We start from the raw sequence: 17,766 nt of genomic DNA, 5'->3' as shown, positions 1-17,766 counted from the left end.
GGGCGTGCCAAGCTGGAGCCATGCTTTCTCCCGGCGTGCTGTACGACGAGCGGCTGACCGCGCCCCGTTCCTGGTGGGCGATCACCGCCTTGGTGGGGGTCTCCGTGGGTCTGACCCTGTTCCCCTTCGGTTTCCTGGCCTTCCTGGGCGGCCTGGCGGCGGGTACGGCGCTGGCCGCCGCGGCGGTCAGTTCCTACGGTTCGGCCCGCGTCCGCGTGCTCGCGGACTCCCTGGTGGCGGGGAACGCCCGCGTCCCGATGTCGGCGCTGGGCGAGGTGCACGTCCTGGACGCCGAGGAGGCGCGCGCCTGGCGCACCCACCGCGCCGATCCCCGCGCGTACATGCTGCTGCGCGGCTATGTCCCCACGGCCGTCCGCGTGGAGGTCTCCGATCCCGACGACCCCACTCCGTACCTCTACCTGTCGACCCGCCGGCCGCGGGCCCTGGCCGACGCCCTGGAGAAGGCCCGCGCGTGAGGCGACCGCCCGGCGCGGCCGGATGACCGCGGTGGTCCGGGCCGCGCGGGCGCGCGGGGGACGGAGCCGGGAGGCGGAGGGAGGTCGCGCTCCGTCAGTCGCCGCCCTCGAGCGCGTGGCGCTCTCCGTCGGGCGTGCCCTCCGCCGGAAGGGCGTCCCAGGGCACTCGCCGCTCGCGCAGGTCGCGACGGACCCGCTCCGCGAGCTTCCCGGTGTCGCGTCGGTTCATCCACGCTCCCACGACCGCGCCGATCATGAACGGCGTGAGGTTGGGGAGGTTGCGCATGGTGCGCCTGAGGAGGCTCTGGCGGAGCGTGCGCCTCATGTGACTGCCGAAGGCTCCGTTGAACGAAGCGGGTTTGGACAGGTCCACGCCGCGTTCCTCGGCCCACTCGGCGAGGTACGCGGCCGCCCGCTCCCGGGCGTTGCCGGGCGGGCGCAGGCCGTAGACCTCGTGCAGCTCGGCGATGAGCTTGAGTTCCACGGCGGCCACCCCGACGACCTCGGCGGCCAGCTCGGCGGGCATCGCCGGTGGCACCGGCAGCATCGCCGAGGCGCCCACTCCGGCGCCGACGGTGGCGGTGCCCTTCATGGCACCGGATATGAGTCTGTCGGCCATCTCCTCGGGCCCGAGGCCCGGGAACTGCCGACGGAGTGTGGCCAGGTCGCGGACGGGGATCCTGGGCGCGATGTCGATGATCCGGTCGGCCACCACGCCCAGGAACGCCCTGACCGTGCCGCGTCCGCGCGGTCCTCGCTCGTGTCTGTCGCGTGTCCGTGCCCTTCCCAGGCGCCGCAGCCCCCGAGCGCGGGTGGCTGCGGGCACGGGTGCGGACACGGATGCGGGTACGGGTGCGAGCGGGGCCGTGTGGTCCCGCTCGCCGTCACGTGCGTCGTCGACCGCCATCAGCCGGCGCTCCGGCTCAGGCCGCGCAGTCGCGGCAGATGGGGTGGCCGTTCTTCTCCGCCGCGAGCTGCGAGCGGTGGTGGACCAGGAAGCAGCTCATGCAGGTGAACTCGTCGGCCTGACGAGGCAGCACCCGCACGGACAGCTCCTCGTTGGAGAGGTCCGCGCCCGGCAGCTCCAGGCCCTCCGCCTGCTCGAACTCGTCGACGTCGACGGTCGAGGCGGCCTTGTCGTTCCGGCGGGCCTTCAGTTCCTCGATGCTGTCCTCGTTGACGTCGTCGTCGGTCTTGCGTGGAGTGTCGTAGTCGGTTGCCATGTTGTTCTCCCCCTCTGGGTGTCTGTGGTGTCTCCAGCGCACGTAACGCGCGAGAGGCCGGACTTGTGCCCGACTCGAGGCGCAGATTTTGCCTCACATCAAGCCCTGTTACTCAATCGACACCCAACCGCGCCCCTGATGGGGTGATGGGGCTGGCCGCCGACCAGGGCCGGAAACGGCCCTAAAGGTGCGCTTCACGCGTACCGTCCCCCCTCCTTTCCACGATCACGACCTGCGAAAACATGGATTTTCCGGCATTTTTCGCCAGGCCTTCGATCGGAGTCGATGTGTGACCAAAAAATCGTGTGTGTGATCGATCACAACGGTCGAACGAAGCGGACATATTCCACATATCCCCCGCATCTCCCCGGCTGTCCGCCGTCTCCTCCTCCCCTCCCTGGAAGGGCCTTCCAGGGAGGTCCGGACCGTCTCCGGGTGGCCGGCGGGCGCACGGGCGGACGGACCGGCGCGTGGACGGACGGGCAAGCGGTCAGGTGGACACCCGGCCGGGCGGCAAGCCCTCAGACGGGCAGGGTGACCCGCACCAGCAGCCCCCCGTCCTCCCGCGGCCTGGCGAGCACCATCCCGCCGTGGGCGCGCACCACGGACCGCACGATCGACAGTCCCAGGCCCACGCCCTTGTCGCTGCCGGTGCGCTCGGTCCGCAGCCGTCGGAAGGGTTCGAAGAGGTTGTCGACCTCGTACGCCGGGACCATCGGCCCGGTGTTCTCCACCTCCAGCACCGCCTGCCCCGGCCGGGCCCGGGTCTCCACCGAGACCCATCCGTCCTCCGGGAGGTTGTAGCGCACGGCGTTCTGCACCAGGTTGAGCGCGACGCGCTCCAGCAGCACCCCGTTGCCCTGTACGTACACGGGGCGGCGCACGCCGCGCAACTCCACGCCCGCGGTCCTGGCCTCGCCCCGCGCCTGGTCCACGGCCTGGGAGGCGACCTCGGCCAGATCCACGGGCTTGCGGTCGACGATCTCGTTCTCGCTGCGGGCGAGCAGCAGCAGCCCCTCCACGAGCTGTTCGCTGCGCTCGTTGGTGGCCAGCAGGGTCTTGCCGAGCTGGACCAGTTCGGGCGAGGCGTCGGGGTCGGAGAGCTGGACCTCCAACAGAGTGCGGTTGATCGCCAGCGGAGTGCGCAGCTCGTGCGAGGCGTTGGCGACGAACCGCCGCTGGGCGGTGAACGCCCGGTCCAGCCGGTCCAGCATCCGGTCGAAGGTGTCGGCCAACTCCTTCAGCTCGTCGTCCGGCCCGTCCAGCTCGATCCGGCGGTGCAGGTCGGAGCCGGCGACCTGCTGCGCGGTGCGCGTGATGCGCTCCAGCGGCGAGAGCACCCGCCCCGCCATCACGTAGCCGAAGGCGAAGGCGGCCACCGCCAGGCCCAGCAGCGCCAGCAGGGAACGCTGGAGCAGGACGTCCAGCGCTATCTGCCGCTGACGCTCCATGCACTGCTGGACGGCCGCGGTCAGCTCCGACGTCGTCAGGCCCCCGCCGTCCGCCCGGGCGGGCAGACGGCAGACGGCGTCGGTGGTCTGGTCCCGTACGCCGATGATCTGGAAGGGCAGGTGGCTGCCGTCCTTCAGCGCCTGGGCCGCCAACAGGTAGATGATCGTCAGCAGCACCATCCCGGCGATGAGGAACATCCCGCCGTACAGCAGGGTGAGCCGTATCCGGATGGTGGGCCGCAGCCAGGGGTGGGGGTTCCGCGGCTGGAAAGGGTCCCAGGTGGGCTTGGGCGGCGCGGAGGGGGGCGGGGGCGGGGTACCGGGCGTCCCGGATGCGCTGGTCGTCATGGAGGGCTCGAATTCAGATGCGGTATCCGGAACCGGGCACGGTGACGATCACCGGCGGCTCGCCGAGCTTGCGGCGCAGGGTCATCACGGTGACCCGCACGACGTTGGTGAACGGATCGGCGTTCTCGTCCCAGGCCTTCTCCAAGAGCTGCTCCGCCGAGACCACCGTCCCCTCGCTGCGCATGAGCACCTCCAGCACCGCGAACTCCTTGGGCGCCAGTTGTATCTGGCGGCCGTCGCGGAACACCTCGCGGCGGTTGGGGTCCAGCCGGATCCCGGCGCGCTCCAGCACCGGCGGCAGGGGCGCGGTCGCGCGGCGGCCGAGCGCCCGCACCCGGGCGACCAGCTCCGTGAAGGCGAAGGGCTTGGGCAGGTAGTCGTCCGCGCCCAGCTCCAGGCCCGCCACGCGGTCGCTGACGTCGCCGGACGCGGTGAGCATCAGCACCCGGGTGGACAGGCCCAGCTCGACGATCCTGCGACAGACGTCGTCGCCGTGGACCAACGGCAGGTCGCGGTCGAGAACCACCACGTCGTAGTCGTTGACCTCGACCCGCTCCGAGGCCGCGGCCCCGTCGTAGACCACGTCGACGGCCATGGCCTCCCGACGCAGTCCGGTGGCCACGGCGTCGGCCAGTAGCTGCTCGTCCTCGACGACGAGTACGCGCACGGGGTGTCCTTCCTGGATCATGGCGGGACGACTGTGAGGCCGGTCACTCTCCCGACCGTCAAAGTCGGCGGAACACTCCCCATCCTGCCTCCGACGTCGATAAACGGGCCGTAAGCGACTCCCGCCGCAGTCGTTCACCCAATTTTCGTCCCGGATTGAGGTTTCTCTGAGATTTGAGGTGGGGAGGACGACAGCACACCCGCGATCACGCCCTGTAGACGGCAGGTCACGACCTCCTTCCCCGCGGCTTCCGCAGCAGCCGGAGGGACCCGTCGGTCGACCGTTCCGGGGACCGCACCGTGATCGTCCCACCCTCGGCACACCCCCGTGCCAATGACCACGACGAGGGGGCGCACCATGGACGCGTTCACCGCAGGCATTCTGCAGCGCATACGGAACACCGAGTCCGACCTGATCCGCGCTCGCGAGTCGGGCGACGACTTCCTGGTGGACGTCGAGCAGGCGGAGCTCGACGACCTGCGCCGTCTGGCCGCCGAGTACGGAGTGGAGGTGGAGGTCGGCGCCGCCGGCGCCTGACCGATCACGGAAACCGTACCAGTCGTGACGGCGGCGTCCCGGGCCTGCCCCGGGGCGCCGCCGTGTGTCCGCGGGGGTGCGTTCTCGTCCGACGAGAACGCACCCCCGCGGCTTGGTCGTGGATCTCTCCGCGGGTGCGGTGCCGTGGCCCGGTGCCGTGGGCTCAGTCGTGCCAGGCGCCCAGTTCGTCCAGCAGCGGCTGCAGCTCGGCGAAGATCCCGGGCGAGGCGGCCACCGTCAGGTCGAAGCCCGGCGCCCCGCCGGGTCGGCCGCCGGTGAGCGCGCCCGCCTCACGGGCGACCAGGTCGCCCGCGGCCACGTCCCACGGGTGCAGCCCGCGCTCGTAGAAGCCGTCCAGACGACCGCCGCCGACGTCGCACAGGTCGATGGCCGCCGATCCGGAGCGACGGATGTCGCGGACCTCCGGCAGCAGCCTCCGGGCCACCTCGGCCTGTGCGGCGCGGCGCTCGGCGACGTAGTTGAAACCGGTGCCGATCAGCGCCTGTGACAGCGGCGGCGAGGGTCGGCACCGCACGCGCTCCCCGTTCAGCCAGGCGCCGCCGCCCAGCACCGCGTGGTAGGTCTCGCCGCGCGGCGGTACCTCGACCACGCCGACGACGGTCTCGCCCCGGTACTCGGCGGCGATGGAGACGGCCCAGGCGGGCAGCCCGTACAGGTAGTTCACGGTGCCGTCGACGGGGTCGACGATCCACCGCACCCCGCTGCCGCCCTCCACCGACGCCCCCTCCTCGCCCAGGAAGCCGTCCTCGGGCCGGTGCTCGGCCAGGAAGCCGGTGATCAGCCGCTCGGAGGCGAGATCCATCTCGGTGACGACGTCGACGGGGCTGCTCTTGGTCGCCGCCACGCCCAGGTCGGCGGGGCGGCCGTCGCGCAGCAGCTCCCCCGCCCGGCGGGCGGCCTCCAGGGCCAGGTCGAGCAGTTCGTTCCTGAGCCGGTCGTCGGTCACGTCTCTCCTCGGGTGTGTCCTGGGGGATGCACGGTGCCGGTCGTCCCCGGTCAGGCGTACGGGCTGTCGGCGCCCGCGGCGGCCGGCCTGGGCTCGCGTCCCGCGCAGCAGCCCACCGGGCACACGTCGTGGCTGGGGCCCAGCGCGCCCAGCGCGCAGCGCCGGGGGTTCTCGCCCCGCTCGGCGGCGGCGCGCTCCACCACCAGCTCGCGCACGGCCGCGGCGAAGCGCGGGTCCGCGCCGACGGTGGCGGACCGCACCATGGGCAGGCCCACCTCCTCCGCCTTGGCCTTCGCCTCGGTGTCGAGGTCGTACAGGACCTCCATGTGGTCCGAGACGAATCCGATCGGGACCACCACCGCGGCCGGCGCGCCCCGCTCGCTCAGCGCCTCCAGGTGGTCGCAGATGTCCGGCTCCAGCCAGGGGATGTGCGGAGCGCCGCTGCGGGACTGGTAGACCAGCTCCCAGGGACGGTCGACGCCGGTCTCCTCGCGCACCGCGTCGGCGATCACCCGTGCCACGTCCAGGTGCTGGGCGACGTACGCGCCGCCGTCCGGGCCGGCGGTCTCGGCCTGGGAGATGGGGATGGAGTGGGTGCTGAAGGCCAGGTGCGCGCCGTCCCGCACCTCCTCGGGCAGCTCGGCGAGGGAGGCCAGCACCCCGTCGACCATGGGACGGACGAAACCGGGGTGGTTGAAGTAGTGCCGCAGCTTGTCCAGCCGCGGGAGTTCCAGCCCCTCCTCCTTCAGGGTGGCGAGCGCGTCGGCCAGGTTCTCCCGGTACTGGCGGCAGCCGGAGTACGAGGCGTAGGCGCTGGTGACCAGCACCAGGATGCGGCGCCGGCCGTCGCGGACCATCTCGCGCAGGGTGTCGGTCAGGTACGGCGCCCAGTTGCGGTTGCCCCAGTACACCGGCAGGTCCAGGCCGTGGGCGGCGAAGTCCTCGCGGAGGGCGGCCAGCAGTTCGCGGTTCTGGTCGTTGATCGGGCTGACCCCTCCGAAGAGGTAGTAGTGCTCCCCGACCTCTTCCAGCCTCTCCCGCGGGATTCCCCGTCCGCGGGTGACGTTCTCCAGGAAGGGGACCACGTCGTCGGGCCCCTCCGGGCCTCCGAAGGACAGCAGCAGCAGGGCGTCGTAGGGACGGACATCAAGCGCATCGGGCATGTATCGATCCTGCCATCCCGCCTCGTCGCACTCCGTCAGGACCCTCCGCCTGCCGGCCGGGCGCCCCCGTGAGTATGATCCCCCACCAACCGGCCGGGCCCGCCCCTCCGCGCCGGGATCCGGGACGCGGAGCACGTGGAGCCACGGGGAGGGCCGACACGGATGAGCACGCACACCGCCCGACGCGACCGCCGTCCCGCGCCGCCGACCTGGCGCAACTGGGCGGGCACCGCCGAGGCACGGCCGCTGCGGACCGTGGCCCCCTCCACCACCGAGGCCCTCGCCGAGGCCGTGCGCCGGGCCGCCGAGGACGGGCTGACCGTCAAGGCCGCCGGGACCGGGCACTCGTTCACCCCCGTGGCCGTCACCGACGGAGTGCTGATACGTCCCGACCTCCTCACCGGCATACGTCGGATCGACCGTGCGGCGGGGACGGTGACCGCCGCCGCCGGCACCCCGTTGAAGCGGCTCAACGAGGCGCTGGCGGCCGAGGGTCTGTCCCTGACCAACATGGGCGACATCATGGAGCAGACCGTCTCCGGCGCCGTGAGCACCGGCACCCACGGCACCGGACGCGACTCCGGCTCGCTCGCCGCCCAGGTCCGCGAGCTGGAGATGGTCCTGGCGGACGGCTCGGTGCTGCGGTGCTCGGCGGAGGAGAACGCCGACGTCTTCGCCGCCGCCCGGGTCGGGCTGGGGGCGCTCGGGGTGATCAGCGAGGTCACCTTCGCCGTGGAGCCGCTGTTCCTGTTGACCGCGCGCGAGGAGCCGATGCCCCTCGACGCGGTGCTGGCGGACTTCGACCACCTGGTGCGCGACAACGAGCACTTCGAGTTCTACTGGTTCCCGCACACCGACCGCTGTGTCACCAAGCGCAACAACCGGAGCGCGGGCCCGGCCGACCCGCTGCCGCGCCTCGCCGGCTGGCTGACGGACGAGTTCCTCTCCAACGGGGTCTTCCAGGCGGCCTGTTCGCTGGGGCGCGCCGTTCCGGCGACCGTGCCGGGCATCGCCCGGATCGCCGGCCGGGCGCTGTCGGCCCGCACGTACACCGACATCCCGTACCGGGTCTTCACCTCTCCCCGCCGGGTCCGCTTCGTGGAGATGGAGTACGCCCTCCCCCGGGCGGCGGCGGTGGAGGCGCTGCGCGAGCTGAGGGCGACGGTCGAGCGCTCGGATCTGCGGGTGAACTTCCCGGTGGAGGTGCGGGTGGCGCCCGCCGACGACATCGCGCTGTCCACGGCGTCGGGCCGCGACACGGCCTACATCGCGGTGCACGTGTACCGGGGCACCCCCCACGAGCGGTACTTCACGGCGGCCGAGCGGATCATGGTCGCCCACCAGGGGCGTCCCCACTGGGGGAAGCTGCACGGCCGCGACGCGGAGTACCTGGCGGAGATCTACCCCCGTTTCGGGGAGTTCACCGCGCTGCGCGACCGACTCGATCCGGGACGGACGTTCGGCAACGACCACCTGCGGCGCGTGCTGGGGGACTGACGCCCCGTCCGGGGTTCCGCGTCTTCCGAGGGGACCTCGACGGCCTTTCACTCCGGTGCCGTCACCCCTGCGCCCCGTCCGTCCCTCTCCCGGGCCGGATCGCACATATCTTCCTTCACACGCCCGAGCAGCGACTTCCGGCCGGAACGGCGCTCCGGAATCAACGACCTATCGGTGGATTCCGTGCGGAACCGCACATCCACGACCCGCTTTTGACCTCGGCGTGGTGGTCAACTGCCCCTGCCTGTGAGAACTTGGGCGGCGTGCCGATCCACTGGCATGGCCCCAATGGAGTAGTGTGACGAGCCCTGGCCCTGGTCCCGGTCGGCCAGTACCGCGCACAGCGACCCCTTCGGTCACTGTGCGTGGCCAACAGGCAACCGTGCCACAACGGCGGATCCGGGCGCGGGCCCGACACGCCGGGCAAGTCGGCAAGGTTGTGGCAGGCTGCACCCGGGCACGCCACACTCGTCTAGCGGGAGCAGCGACGCACGTGACGTCGGCAGGCACCACCCGGGAGGTTCCCATGCCCGAACTGCGTGTCGTGGCCGTCAGCAACGACGGCACACGGCTGGTGCTCAAGGCTGCCGACAACACGGAGTACACCCTCCCCATCGACGAGCGGCTGCGCGCCGCCGTCCGCAACGACCGTGCCCGGCTGGGGCAGATCGAGATCGAGGTCGAGAGCCACCTCCGTCCCCGCGACATCCAGGCCCGGATACGAGCCGGGGCCTCGGCCGAGGAGGTCGCCCAACTCGCCGGCATCCCCGTCGACCGGGTACGCCGGTTCGAGGGACCGGTGCTCGCGGAGCGCGCCTTCATGGCCGAGCGGGCCCGCAAGACCCCCGTGCGCCGCCCCGGCGAGAGCACCGGCCCACAGCTCGGCGAGGTCGTCTCCGAGCGCCTGATAAGGCGCGGCGCCGAGAAGGACTCGGTGCAGTGGGACTCCTGGCGCCGGGACGACGGCACCTGGGAGGTGCTGCTCGTCTACCGGGTGGCCGGTGAGCCGCACTCGGCGAGCTGGACGTACGACCCGCCGCGCCGACTGGTGCAGGCCGTGGACGACGAGGCGCGGACCCTCATCGGGGAGAGCGACGACACCCCCGAGCCGAGCTTCCCGTTCGTGCCGCGCATCGCCCGGTTGCCGCGCGAGCGCTTCGACCGGGCGGACCGCGCCGAGGGCTCCCTCCCCGAGCCGCCGGAGCCCGTGGGCCAGGACGGCAAGGGCGAGCGGGACTCGCTGACCAGCCTCTTGGAGGCGGTGCCCAACTTCCGAGGCGATCTCGTCGTGCCGGAGCAGTCGTCCTCTCCGGGCGGCAGGCCGGACGAGGCCGAGGACGAAGCGGAGTCGGTGGAGCCGCCGGCGCCCGCGGCGAGCGCCGGCAGCGCGTACGCCGACGTGCTCATGCCGCGTTCGGTGTCGGGCCACCGCGACCGCCTCACGGGCAGCACCGACCGCCAGGCCGAGGCGGACGGCGTCCGCCCGGGCCGTCGGGCGGCGGTCCCCAGTTGGGACGAGATCGTCTTCGGCACTCGCCGCAAGAAGAAGGAGTGACCGCCGCTCGGGGCCCCCGCGCGCCGATCGAACGGCAAACGCGCGGGGGCTCCGGCTCGTGGTCTCAGCCGGGCTGTGGCCCGGTCGCCACCGGGCGGGACGGGTCGGCGCTCCACTGCGACCAGGACCCCACGTACAGCGCCGCGTCGATGCCCGCCACCGCCAGCGCGAGGACCTCGTGCGCCGCGGAGACGCCCGAGCCGCAGTAGACGCCGACCTCGGTGTCCGCGTCGATGCCCAGTCCGGCGAACCGGGCGGCCAGTTCGGCCGCGGGCCTGAGACCTCCTCCCCCGGCTCCCTCCGCGTCGTTCTCGACGGTCGGGGCCGAGAGCGCTCCGGGGATGTGGCCGGCGATCCTGTCGATCGGTTCCACCTCGCCCCGGTAGCGCTCGGCGGCGCGGGCGTCGAGCAGCACGCCGGTGCGGGCCAGGGCCGCCGCGCCGTCCGCGTCGAGCACGGGGACCGACCCCGGCCGGGGGACGAAGTCGCCCTCGGGCGGTCGGGGGATCTCGCGGGTCAGCGGGCCCTCCCAGGCCGCCAGGCCGCCGTCCAGCACCCGTACGTCCTCGTGGCCGGCCCAGCGCAGCAGCCACCAGGCACGGGCCGCCGCCCAGCCGTGGCCGCTGTCGTAGGTCACCACCGGACGGTCGTGGCGGACACCGGCCCGGCGCATCGCCGCGCCGAAGGCCTCGGGGTCGGGGAGCGGGTGACGGCCCGTCCCCTCCCCCACCGGACCGGCCAGTTCGGTGTCGAGGTCGACGTACACGGCGCCGGGCAGGTGGCCCGCCTCGTAGGCGGGGCGGCCGGGTGAACCGCCTGGTTCCCAGCGGACATCGAGCAGCACCGGCCGGGTAGGAGTGCCGTTGAGTTCCCGCGCGAGTTGGGTAGGGGAGACGATGACTGCCATGGCCGTATCTTCGCGCGGCCGTGTGCCCCGCGTCCCGTTCTCTTCCCGGCGCGCCCGTACCGGCGTGCGGATCACACGGAACGAACGGGGGCGCGAGGCGGCGTGTCCGGTGGTCCCCCCGCGGGAGCGCCTTTCCGGTACGGCCGGTCGGTGCGGTCGCGGAACACCGCGGGCGAGGGGTGAGAAGATGGGCACCGGCAGTGCGCGGACCATCACCGAACGACCGCATCGACGACGGTCACGAGGAGAGAAGTGAAGAGATGACCGAGGCTGCGACCCGGTGCGTTCCGGGAACCCCTTGCTGGGTGAGCCTGTTGGCCGAGGACCCGGCCGCGAGCCAGGAGTTCTACCACGAGTTGTTCGGCTGGGAGTATCGGCCCGGCCCGGGGCCGGGAGGCGTCGAGCCGCACGCCCGGGCCGTGTTGGACGGGCACGAGGTCGCGTGCATCGGTCGGATGCCGTCCGGGCGGCGGTGCCAGGCCGCCTGGCTTCCCTATCTGGCGGTCGACGACACCGACGCGGCGGCGGACCTGGTCCGGATGTGCGGCGGAACGGTCGGGGTCGGGCCGTTGGACATGGGCGGAACCATGCGCGTGGCGATCGCGGCGGACCCGGCCGGCGCGTCCTTCGGGATCCGGCAGACGAGCACGCGCCCCGCGGCGCGCATGAGCGGCGGTCCGGGCACGGTGGTGTGGAACGAGCTGATCACCCATCGGACGTCGGCCGTGGAGAAGTTCTACCGGACGGTCTTCGGCGTGGAAACCGAGCCCTCGGCGGGGGCCGCTGAGGGGACGGAGGGCGCCGGGGAGCCGGACCTTCTCACCGTGACGGCGGGCGGCCGGGTCGTCGGCGGCATCCGCGGCGTGGGGGCCGCGATGCCGCGCGACCGCGGCCCGCACTGGCTGATGTACGTCGAGGTGGAGGACGTCGACGCGGTGGCGAACCGGGCGGCCGGGTTGGGCGGACGGGTGTTGACCCCGCCCCAGGACTCGCCCCACGGGCGGTTGGCGCGGCTCGCCGACCGCGAGGGGGCGCCCTTCGCGGTGATCCGACGGGACGGCTGACCCACCACGGGCCCGCCACGCTCCGGGCGGCCCCGACCTCCCCGGGCCTCACCCCCGGGAGAGGGAGGGAGCGTCCGCGCCGTCCACCGGCAGCACCTCCGGGGACAGCGCGCCCGCCCGGGCCGTGGCGGCGGTGAGGCGGCGTCGGTGGTGGCGTCGGCACAGCACCTCGTAGCCGACCTCCTCCCCGGACGCTCCCGCCCCTCCCACGTCCCCGACGACGACCTGGGCGCCCTCGACGACCATCTTCCCGCCGATCGTGCGGGCGTTGTGCGTGGCCCGGGCCCCGCACCAGCACAACGCCTCGACCTGGAGCGACTCGATCCGGTCGGCCAGTTCGATCAGCCGCTGGGAACCGGGGAAGAGCCTCGTCCTGAAGTCGGTCGTGATGCCGAAGGCGAAGACGTCGATGCCGAGGTCGTCGACGATGCAGGCGAGTTGGTCGACCTGCTCGGACGAGAGGAACTGCGCCTCGTCCGCGATCACGTAGTCCGTGCGTCCGCCCGCCGTCAGGTGCCCGACCAGATGGGCGTGGAAGTCGAAGCCCTCGCCCGCCTCGACGGCCTCGGTGACCAGGCCGAGCCGTGAGGAGAGCCGCCCCTCCCCCGCCCGGTCGTTGCGGGTGAAGATCATCCCCGAAAGACCGCGCGCCGAGCGGTTGTGCTGGATCTGGAGGGCGAGGGTGGACTTCCCGCAGTCCATCGTTCCGGCGAAGAAGACCAGCTCGGGCATGGGGGGTTCGGGACCTTTCGAGGGTCGGCGGACGGAGGGCGGGCGGGCCGGACTTCGGGACGCGCGGCCCTAGGTACGGATCTCGAGCAGGGGGACCAACTGCTCGGCGGGCGTCATGGAGCCGTGCATGCCGACGAGTTCGGACTCGTTGGGCTCGGTCTCGGTGGCGACGACCGCGACGCCGTCGCTCATCGCGGCCACCACGTCGCCGATCCGGTCGCGCACCCGGTCGTCGACCCGCGGGCCGAACCAGCCCAGTTCGATCGCCTCGTCCCGCGTCGCCACCCAGGCCCGATCCCCCAGGACCTCGCGCCAGACGGCGTGGACGTCCCCGGCCGCGCCCGGCACGGCGTACAGGTGACGGGCCCGGCCCTCGCCGCCGAGCCGCGCGACGCCCGCGCGCAGCTCCCAGTCCTCGTCGAAGTCGTACCGTGCCTCGGGATCGCGGGGGACGTCCACCATGCCGTGGTCGGCGGTGACGTAGAGGACCGAGCGCGGCGGAAGTTGCTCGGCGAGGCGCTGGGCGAGCCGATCGACGTACATCAACTGGCCGCGCCAGGCGTCGGAGTCCACCCCGTAGCGGTGTCCGTTGCCGTCGAGTTCGGCGTAGTACGTGTAGACCAGCGAGCGGTCGGCCGAGCCCAGTCGGTCGGCGGCGAAGTCCACCCGCTCCTCGGCGGAGAGCCTGCCGTGGAAGGACCCGCCGGACAGCGCGATCTGCGTGAGGGGGGTGTGCTCGAAGTGGGGGGCCGTGACCTGGCAGGTGGCGACCCCGGCCGCGTCGGCGAGCCGGAAGACGGTGGGGTACGGCTGCCACAGGTACGGGTCCGTCCACGGCTGCCAGCGGAGCTGGTTCATCAGCTCGCCGGTGGCCGGGTCGAGCACGCTGTAGCCGGGCAGCCCGTGGGCGCCGGGCACCTGGCCGGTGCCGACCGAGGCGAGCGAGGTCGCGGTCGTCGAGGGGAAGCCCGCGGTGATCGGCTCCCCGGTGCCGGCGCGCGAGGTGGGCAGCAGCGAGGTCAGGAAGGGCGCCTCGTCGGGGTGGGCCCTCAGCAGTTCCCAGCCCATGCCGTCCACGAGGAAGACGCAGGCGCGGTCGGCCGGCTGGAGCTTCAGCCCGGACGTCATCCCCGGCACGCCCTGCCCCGCCACGACGGCGGGGAGCAGGTCGGCCAGGGACGCCTCGCCGTAGCGCGGCACGGGCGCGGTGCGCGGGTCCAGGGGCGCCGGGTCGTGCGGGAGGGATCGGACCATCAGCGGGCGCCGGCCGTCGACGCGGTGGCCTCGGAGAGCGCCTGCGCGAAGGCGAGCGCCTGACGGACGGTGTCCGGGCCGTCGCCCGTCTCGCTGACGCGCAGCGAGAGGTCGTCGGCGGTGAGGGAGCCCGTGTAGCCGTGGTCCGCGTCGCAGTTGGGGTCGCCGCAGTTGGCGGGCTCCATGTCGAGGCGGGAGACGGCGCCCCAGCCGATGGTGAGGACGACCTCGCGGGGCAGGGTGCCGGGGGTGTAGGACTCGGGGTTGGCGACGACGCGGCTGAGGACGACGGAGGAGATCCGCTCCAGCTTCACCGACTCGGTGGAGGTCGTCGCGTAGGGCGACGGGGAGGTGCCGTCGGCGGGCTGCTCGTCGGTGTGGCTGACGATGAACCGAGTGGCGGTGAGCACCAGCACCGTGACGTGGCGCCGTACCTCGTTGGAGTCGAACGTCGTCTCCTGGTGAACCAGATACGAGGCCACGGGCTCACCGCCCACGGCGGACTCGACCGCCTCGGCCACGAGAGCCGGGTAGTAGCCGCTGCGCTCGATCGCCGCGCGCAGCCCCTGGGTCATCGTACCGGTCTTTGCCATGCCGCCCATCCTACGGGGATCGGACGGTCAGTACGCGGGCAGGCGGCGGGGGCCCAGGTCGGCCCAGGCGGGGTTGCCCGTGCCGAAGGCCGCGGGGGCGTCGGCGACGCGGACCGCGGCGTCCAGGACGGTCAGGCCGCGGGCGGCCACCACCACCGGCTCCAGGTCGACGGAGACGATCTCGGGATGGTCGTCGACGAGTCGGGAGACGCGCAGCAGCAGCTCCTCCAGGGCGGCGGTGTCCACCGGCTGCGCGCCGCGCCAGCCGAACAGCACGGGCGCGGAACGGATGGAGCGGACCAGGTCCGCGGCCTCCCGGTCGGTGACGGGGACGAGTCGGTGCGCGGTGTCGCCCAGCAGTTCGGAGGGCGGACCGGCCAGGCCGAAGGAGAGCACCGCGCCGGTGGCGGGGTCGACGGCGGCCTTCACCACGGTGTCCACACCGCGGGGGGCCATGGCCTGGACGACGGGCCGCAGCTCCGCGGGCTTGCCGAGCTGCTGGGTCATCTCGGCGTAGGCGTGTTTCAGGCCGCTCTTGTCCGCGATGTCCAGCCGTATGCCGCCGAGGTCGGGCCGGTGGCGCAGGTGGGGGGCGGTGGTCTTCAGGGCCACGGGGTAGCCGAGTCGCCGCGCGGCGGCCACGGCGGCGTTCACGTCGGGGGCGGGCAGGGCACGCTGCACCGCGATGCCGTAGTGCCTCAGCAGCTCGGCCGTCTCCCTGCCGCTCAGCGGCACGCTGTGGCGCGGATCGCGTTCCCTGTCCAGGACGCGGGCGAGCAGGGAGGCCGCCGCCGTCTCGTCGATGTCGTCGTACTCGGGCACCCGGCCGGGCGACTGGGCCCGGCGCCGCCACTTCGCGTAGCGGACGGTCTCCGCCAGGGCGCCCACGGCCCGTTCGGGCGAGGGGTAGGCGGGCAGACCGTGTTCGGCGAGGGCGGCGTCCAGGCCCTCGATGGCCAGGTGGACGACGAGCACCGGCTTGGCGGTGCCGTCGGCCGCCTCGCGCAGCGCTCCGGCCAACTCGGCCGCGCCCCAGCCTCCGCGGGGGTCGTCCACCCAGGGGATCGCGGTGACCACGGCGGCGTCGACGGCCGGGTCCGCCAGCGTCCCGCGCAGGGCGTCCCGGAAGTCCTCGGGCATGGCCTCGGTGGTGAGGTCCGTGACGGGCTGCGGGCGCAGTCCCCGGGCGAGGCAGGTGTCGTAGGTGAGCAGGCAGAGCGACTCGGCGTTGCCGAGGATGCCCACGCGCGGGCCCTCCGGGAGCGGCTGACCGGCCAACAGGACGCCGGTGTCGACGAGTTCGGTGACGGTGTCGACGCGGACGACCCCGGCCTGCCGCAGCAGCGAGGAGACCGTGGCGTCGGGGGTGCGGCTGACGGGGACGACGTGCCCGGGGGGCGGGGCGCTGGCGTTGTGCCGGGCGCCCTTGACCACGACGATCGGCTTGCGGACGGCGGTGCGCCGGGCCAGGCGGTTGAACTTCCTCGGGTTGCCGAAAGACTCCAGGTACATCAGGACGACGTCGGTGTCGGGGTCGTCGTCCCAGTACTGGAGCACGTCGTTGCCGGAGACGTCGGCGCGGTTCCCGGCGGAGACGAAGGTGGAGACGCCGGCGAACCCGCGGCCCCGGTGGTGGAGGGCGTCGAGCACGGCGATGCCGATCGCGCCGGACTGGGTGAACAGGCCGATGCGTCCGCGCTCGGGGGTCTCGGTCGACAGGGTGGCGTTGAGCCGGACGTCGGGGGCGGTGTTGATCACTCCGAAGGCGTTGGGGCCGATGATCCGCATTCCGTACGAGCGGGCCCGGCGGACCAGGTCGCGCTGCTCGTCGCGGTCGAAGTCGGCGGAGAGGACCACCAGGCCCTGCACGCCCCGCTCCCCGCACTCGGCGACGACGTCGGGCACCCTCTCGGCGGGGACGGCGACGACGGCCAGGTCGACGGGCTCGGGGATCTCGCGCACCGACCGGTGGGCGGGCACCCCGTCCACCTCGGCGGTCTCCGGCGGGAAGGCCCGGTTGACGGCGTAGATCCGGCCGGTGAATCCCGCCTCGCGCAGGCCGGCCAGGACGGCGCGCCCGGCGCCGCGCGGGCCGCGGCTGACCCCGATGACGGCGACCGATCCGGGGGACAGCAGTCGCTGCACGGAGCGGGCCTCGGCGCGCTGCTCGCGGGCCCGCATGACGGCCACGGACTGCTCGGTCGGCTCGATCCCGAAGGTGAGGTGGACCGTGCCCTCCTCGAAACTGCGTTTCTGGGAGTAGCCGGCGTCCGTGAAGACCTTGACCATCCTGGTGTTGGCGGGCAGCACCTCGGCGACGAAGCGGCGCACGCCGCGCTCGCGGGCGCAGGCGGCGATGTGCTCCAGCAGGGCGGAGCCGACGCCGCGCCCCTGGTGGTCGTCGCGGACGAGGAAGGCGACCTCGGCCTCGTCGGCGGGGAGGGAGGCGGGACGGCCGGTGCCGTCGATGCGGTCGTAGCGGACGGTTCCGATGAACTCGTCGCCGACGACGGCGGCCAGGGCGACCCGGTCGACGTAGTCGTGGTGGGTGAACCGGCGCACGTCGCGGTCGGAGAGGTGGGGGTAGGGCGCGAAGAAGCGGTAGTACTTCGACTGGTCGGACACCCGCCCGTAGAACTCGACCAGGCGGTCGGCGTCGGCGGGAGTGATGGGACGGACGCGGGCGGTGCCCCCGTCGCGCAACACCACGTCGGCCTCCCAGTGGGCGGGGTAGGCAGGCTCGGTCGGCGTCCGCATGGGGTCAGCCTAGTCACCGGCGTTCCGGTCCGCGGCCCCCGGCGGCAACGTTCCGGGGCACGAGGGGATCGGCTCGCCCGGGAGAACGGTCGAGGAAACAGTCGGGGGAACAACCGGGAGAACAGGCCGAGGCGGCCCTTGCCCGGACCCGACCTTCCCGTGTGCAAAGCTGGTCGGGACAGTTGCTCCGACCCGAAGGAACGACACATGGCTGAGCGCCGCGTCACCGTCGGCTGGGCCGAGGGCCTGCACGCCCGTCCCGCCGCGATCTTCGTCCGCGCCGCGACCGCGTCCGGTGTCCCCCTCACCGTGGCCAGGCCCGGAGGCGAGCCCGTCAACGCCGCGTCGATGCTCTCGGTGCTGGCGCTGGGAGTGGAGGGCGGCGAGGAGGTCGTGCTGGCCTCCGGGGCCGAGAACGCCGAGGACGCCCTGGACCGCCTGGCGAAGCTGGTCTCCGAGGGGCTCGAGGAGCTTCCGGAGACCGTCTGAGGCACAGGAGACCGAGAGAGGGACCGGAAAATCCGTCGACGGTGGTGGAGCGGTGCGCTCCACCACCGTCGACGCGACCGGTGAGC

General features: G+C 73.1%; 17 protein-coding genes. 6 read left to right on the top strand and 11 right to left on the bottom strand.

The annotated features are described in order from the left end of the window. The first annotated feature begins 20 nt into the window (after window positions 1-20). A complete protein-coding gene (locus IF47_RS0112590; protein ID WP_031508812.1) occupies window positions 21-476 on the top strand; it encodes a DUF3093 domain-containing protein in 456 nt (151 codons plus the stop codon). A 94-nt stretch (window positions 477-570) separates the two neighbouring features. Here the strand turns inward: IF47_RS0112590 and IF47_RS27745 are convergent, their stop codons facing one another. From IF47_RS27745 to IF47_RS0112570, 4 genes are all read right to left on the bottom strand, one after another. After that, a complete protein-coding gene (locus IF47_RS27745) occupies window positions 571-1,383 on the bottom strand; it encodes a hypothetical protein (RefSeq protein WP_245641096.1) in 813 nt (270 codons plus the stop codon). Window positions 1,384-1,399: 16 nt separating this feature from the next. After that, window positions 1,400-1,699, bottom strand: a complete 300-nt coding sequence (locus IF47_RS0112580) for a DUF4193 domain-containing protein (protein ID WP_031508810.1) — start codon at window positions 1,697-1,699, stop codon at window positions 1,400-1,402. A 521-nt stretch (window positions 1,700-2,220) separates the two neighbouring features. Beyond that, complete coding sequence (locus IF47_RS0112575; protein WP_031508809.1) at window positions 2,221-3,498, bottom strand: sensor histidine kinase; 1,278 nt, start codon at window positions 3,496-3,498, stop codon at window positions 2,221-2,223. A 13-nt stretch (window positions 3,499-3,511) separates the two neighbouring features. Further along, window positions 3,512-4,165: a response regulator transcription factor gene (locus IF47_RS0112570; RefSeq protein WP_031508808.1), complete on the bottom strand. Its 654-nt coding sequence runs from the start codon at window positions 4,163-4,165 to the stop codon at window positions 3,512-3,514. 357 nt (window positions 4,166-4,522) lie between these two features. On the opposite strand from IF47_RS0112570, the gene IF47_RS0112565 reads away from it, so the two are divergent. Further along, window positions 4,523-4,702, top strand: coding sequence for a hypothetical protein (locus tag IF47_RS0112565; RefSeq protein WP_031508807.1), 180 nt, complete (start codon window positions 4,523-4,525; stop codon window positions 4,700-4,702). A gap of 163 nt (window positions 4,703-4,865) precedes the next feature. Here the strand turns inward: IF47_RS0112565 and IF47_RS0112560 are convergent, their stop codons facing one another. Both IF47_RS0112560 and IF47_RS0112555 read right to left on the bottom strand, forming a co-directional pair. Beyond that, window positions 4,866-5,669: an inositol monophosphatase family protein gene (locus IF47_RS0112560; protein ID WP_031508806.1), complete on the bottom strand. Its 804-nt coding sequence runs from the start codon at window positions 5,667-5,669 to the stop codon at window positions 4,866-4,868. Between the two features lie 50 nt (window positions 5,670-5,719). Further along, a complete protein-coding gene (locus IF47_RS0112555) occupies window positions 5,720-6,832 on the bottom strand; it encodes a ferrochelatase (protein WP_031508805.1) in 1,113 nt (370 codons plus the stop codon). Window positions 6,833-6,994: 162 nt separating this feature from the next. Here IF47_RS0112555 and IF47_RS0112550 point away from each other — a divergent pair, with 162 nt between their 5' ends. Both IF47_RS0112550 and sepH read left to right on the top strand, forming a co-directional pair. After that, complete coding sequence (locus IF47_RS0112550) at window positions 6,995-8,329, top strand: D-arabinono-1,4-lactone oxidase (RefSeq protein ID WP_031508804.1); 1,335 nt, start codon at window positions 6,995-6,997, stop codon at window positions 8,327-8,329. A 493-nt stretch (window positions 8,330-8,822) separates the two neighbouring features. Continuing rightward, complete coding sequence (sepH, locus tag IF47_RS0112545; RefSeq protein WP_078591775.1) at window positions 8,823-9,884, top strand: septation protein SepH; 1,062 nt, start codon at window positions 8,823-8,825, stop codon at window positions 9,882-9,884. A 64-nt stretch (window positions 9,885-9,948) separates the two neighbouring features. On the opposite strand, the gene IF47_RS0112540 is transcribed toward sepH, so the two are convergent. Next, the gene (locus IF47_RS0112540) at window positions 9,949-10,791 is read right to left on the bottom strand and encodes a sulfurtransferase (protein WP_031508802.1); all 843 of its coding nucleotides are present in this window, start codon (window positions 10,789-10,791) and stop codon (window positions 9,949-9,951) included. A gap of 260 nt (window positions 10,792-11,051) precedes the next feature. On the opposite strand from IF47_RS0112540, the gene IF47_RS0112535 reads away from it, so the two are divergent. Next, window positions 11,052-11,855, top strand: a complete 804-nt coding sequence (locus IF47_RS0112535) for a VOC family protein (RefSeq protein ID WP_031508801.1) — start codon at window positions 11,052-11,054, stop codon at window positions 11,853-11,855. Between the two features lie 48 nt (window positions 11,856-11,903). Here IF47_RS0112535 and IF47_RS0112530 read toward each other — a convergent pair whose 3' ends face one another. The 4 genes from IF47_RS0112530 to IF47_RS0112515 all read right to left on the bottom strand — a co-directional run bounded on the left by IF47_RS0112530 (window position 11,904) and on the right by IF47_RS0112515 (window position 17,191). Beyond that, a complete protein-coding gene (locus IF47_RS0112530) occupies window positions 11,904-12,587 on the bottom strand; it encodes a thymidine kinase (RefSeq protein ID WP_031508800.1) in 684 nt (227 codons plus the stop codon). A 69-nt stretch (window positions 12,588-12,656) separates the two neighbouring features. Beyond that, complete coding sequence (locus tag IF47_RS0112525; protein WP_031508799.1) at window positions 12,657-13,841, bottom strand: alkaline phosphatase family protein; 1,185 nt, start codon at window positions 13,839-13,841, stop codon at window positions 12,657-12,659. Then, entirely contained in the window at window positions 13,841-14,434 is a 594-nt protein-coding gene (locus IF47_RS0112520) for a DUF5998 family protein (protein WP_031508798.1), read from the bottom strand. The genes IF47_RS0112525 and IF47_RS0112520 overlap by 1 nt, the downstream gene beginning before the upstream one ends. Before the next feature lie 27 nt (window positions 14,435-14,461). Continuing rightward, entirely contained in the window at window positions 14,462-17,191 is a 2,730-nt protein-coding gene (locus IF47_RS0112515) for a bifunctional acetate--CoA ligase family protein/GNAT family N-acetyltransferase (protein ID WP_031508797.1), read from the bottom strand. Between the two features lie 207 nt (window positions 17,192-17,398). On the opposite strand from IF47_RS0112515, the gene IF47_RS0112510 reads away from it, so the two are divergent. Further along, complete coding sequence (locus tag IF47_RS0112510) at window positions 17,399-17,680, top strand: HPr family phosphocarrier protein (protein ID WP_031508796.1); 282 nt, start codon at window positions 17,399-17,401, stop codon at window positions 17,678-17,680. The last annotated feature ends 86 nt before the right edge of the window (window positions 17,681-17,766 follow it).

Origin of the sequence: Streptomyces megasporus, assembly GCF_000718985.1 — a bacterium.
GTDB lineage: Bacteria > Actinomycetota > Actinomycetes > Streptomycetales > Streptomycetaceae > Streptomyces > Streptomyces megasporus.
Note: the sequence above shows the minus strand (reverse complement) of the source record. Positions and strands in the feature narration are given on the sequence as shown.

Bases quoted from the DNA above. Each gene is read 5' to 3' on its own strand.
- IF47_RS0112525 (WP_031508799.1), bottom strand. From the start codon at position 13,841: ATGGTCCGATCCCTCCCGCACGACCCGGCGCCCCTGGACCCGCGCACC.
- IF47_RS0112575 (WP_031508809.1), bottom strand. From the start codon at position 3,498: ATGACGACCAGCGCATCCGGGACGCCCGGTACCCCGCCCCCGCCCCCC.
- IF47_RS0112550 (WP_031508804.1), top strand. From the start codon at position 6,995: ATGAGCACGCACACCGCCCGACGCGACCGCCGTCCCGCGCCGCCGACC.
- IF47_RS27745 (WP_245641096.1), bottom strand. From the start codon at position 1,383: ATGGCGGTCGACGACGCACGTGACGGCGAGCGGGACCACACGGCCCCG.
- IF47_RS0112540 (WP_031508802.1), bottom strand. From the start codon at position 10,791: ATGGCAGTCATCGTCTCCCCTACCCAACTCGCGCGGGAACTCAACGGC.
- IF47_RS0112590 (WP_031508812.1), top strand. From the start codon at position 21: ATGCTTTCTCCCGGCGTGCTGTACGACGAGCGGCTGACCGCGCCCCGT.
- IF47_RS0112510 (WP_031508796.1), top strand. From the start codon at position 17,399: ATGGCTGAGCGCCGCGTCACCGTCGGCTGGGCCGAGGGCCTGCACGCC.
- IF47_RS0112580 (WP_031508810.1), bottom strand. From the start codon at position 1,699: ATGGCAACCGACTACGACACTCCACGCAAGACCGACGACGACGTCAAC.
- IF47_RS0112535 (WP_031508801.1), top strand. From the start codon at position 11,052: ATGACCGAGGCTGCGACCCGGTGCGTTCCGGGAACCCCTTGCTGGGTG.
- IF47_RS0112555 (WP_031508805.1), bottom strand. From the start codon at position 6,832: ATGCCCGATGCGCTTGATGTCCGTCCCTACGACGCCCTGCTGCTGCTG.
- IF47_RS0112530 (WP_031508800.1), bottom strand. From the start codon at position 12,587: ATGCCCGAGCTGGTCTTCTTCGCCGGAACGATGGACTGCGGGAAGTCC.
- IF47_RS0112565 (WP_031508807.1), top strand. From the start codon at position 4,523: ATGGACGCGTTCACCGCAGGCATTCTGCAGCGCATACGGAACACCGAG.
- IF47_RS0112520 (WP_031508798.1), bottom strand. From the start codon at position 14,434: ATGGCAAAGACCGGTACGATGACCCAGGGGCTGCGCGCGGCGATCGAG.
- IF47_RS0112515 (WP_031508797.1), bottom strand. From the start codon at position 17,191: ATGCGGACGCCGACCGAGCCTGCCTACCCCGCCCACTGGGAGGCCGAC.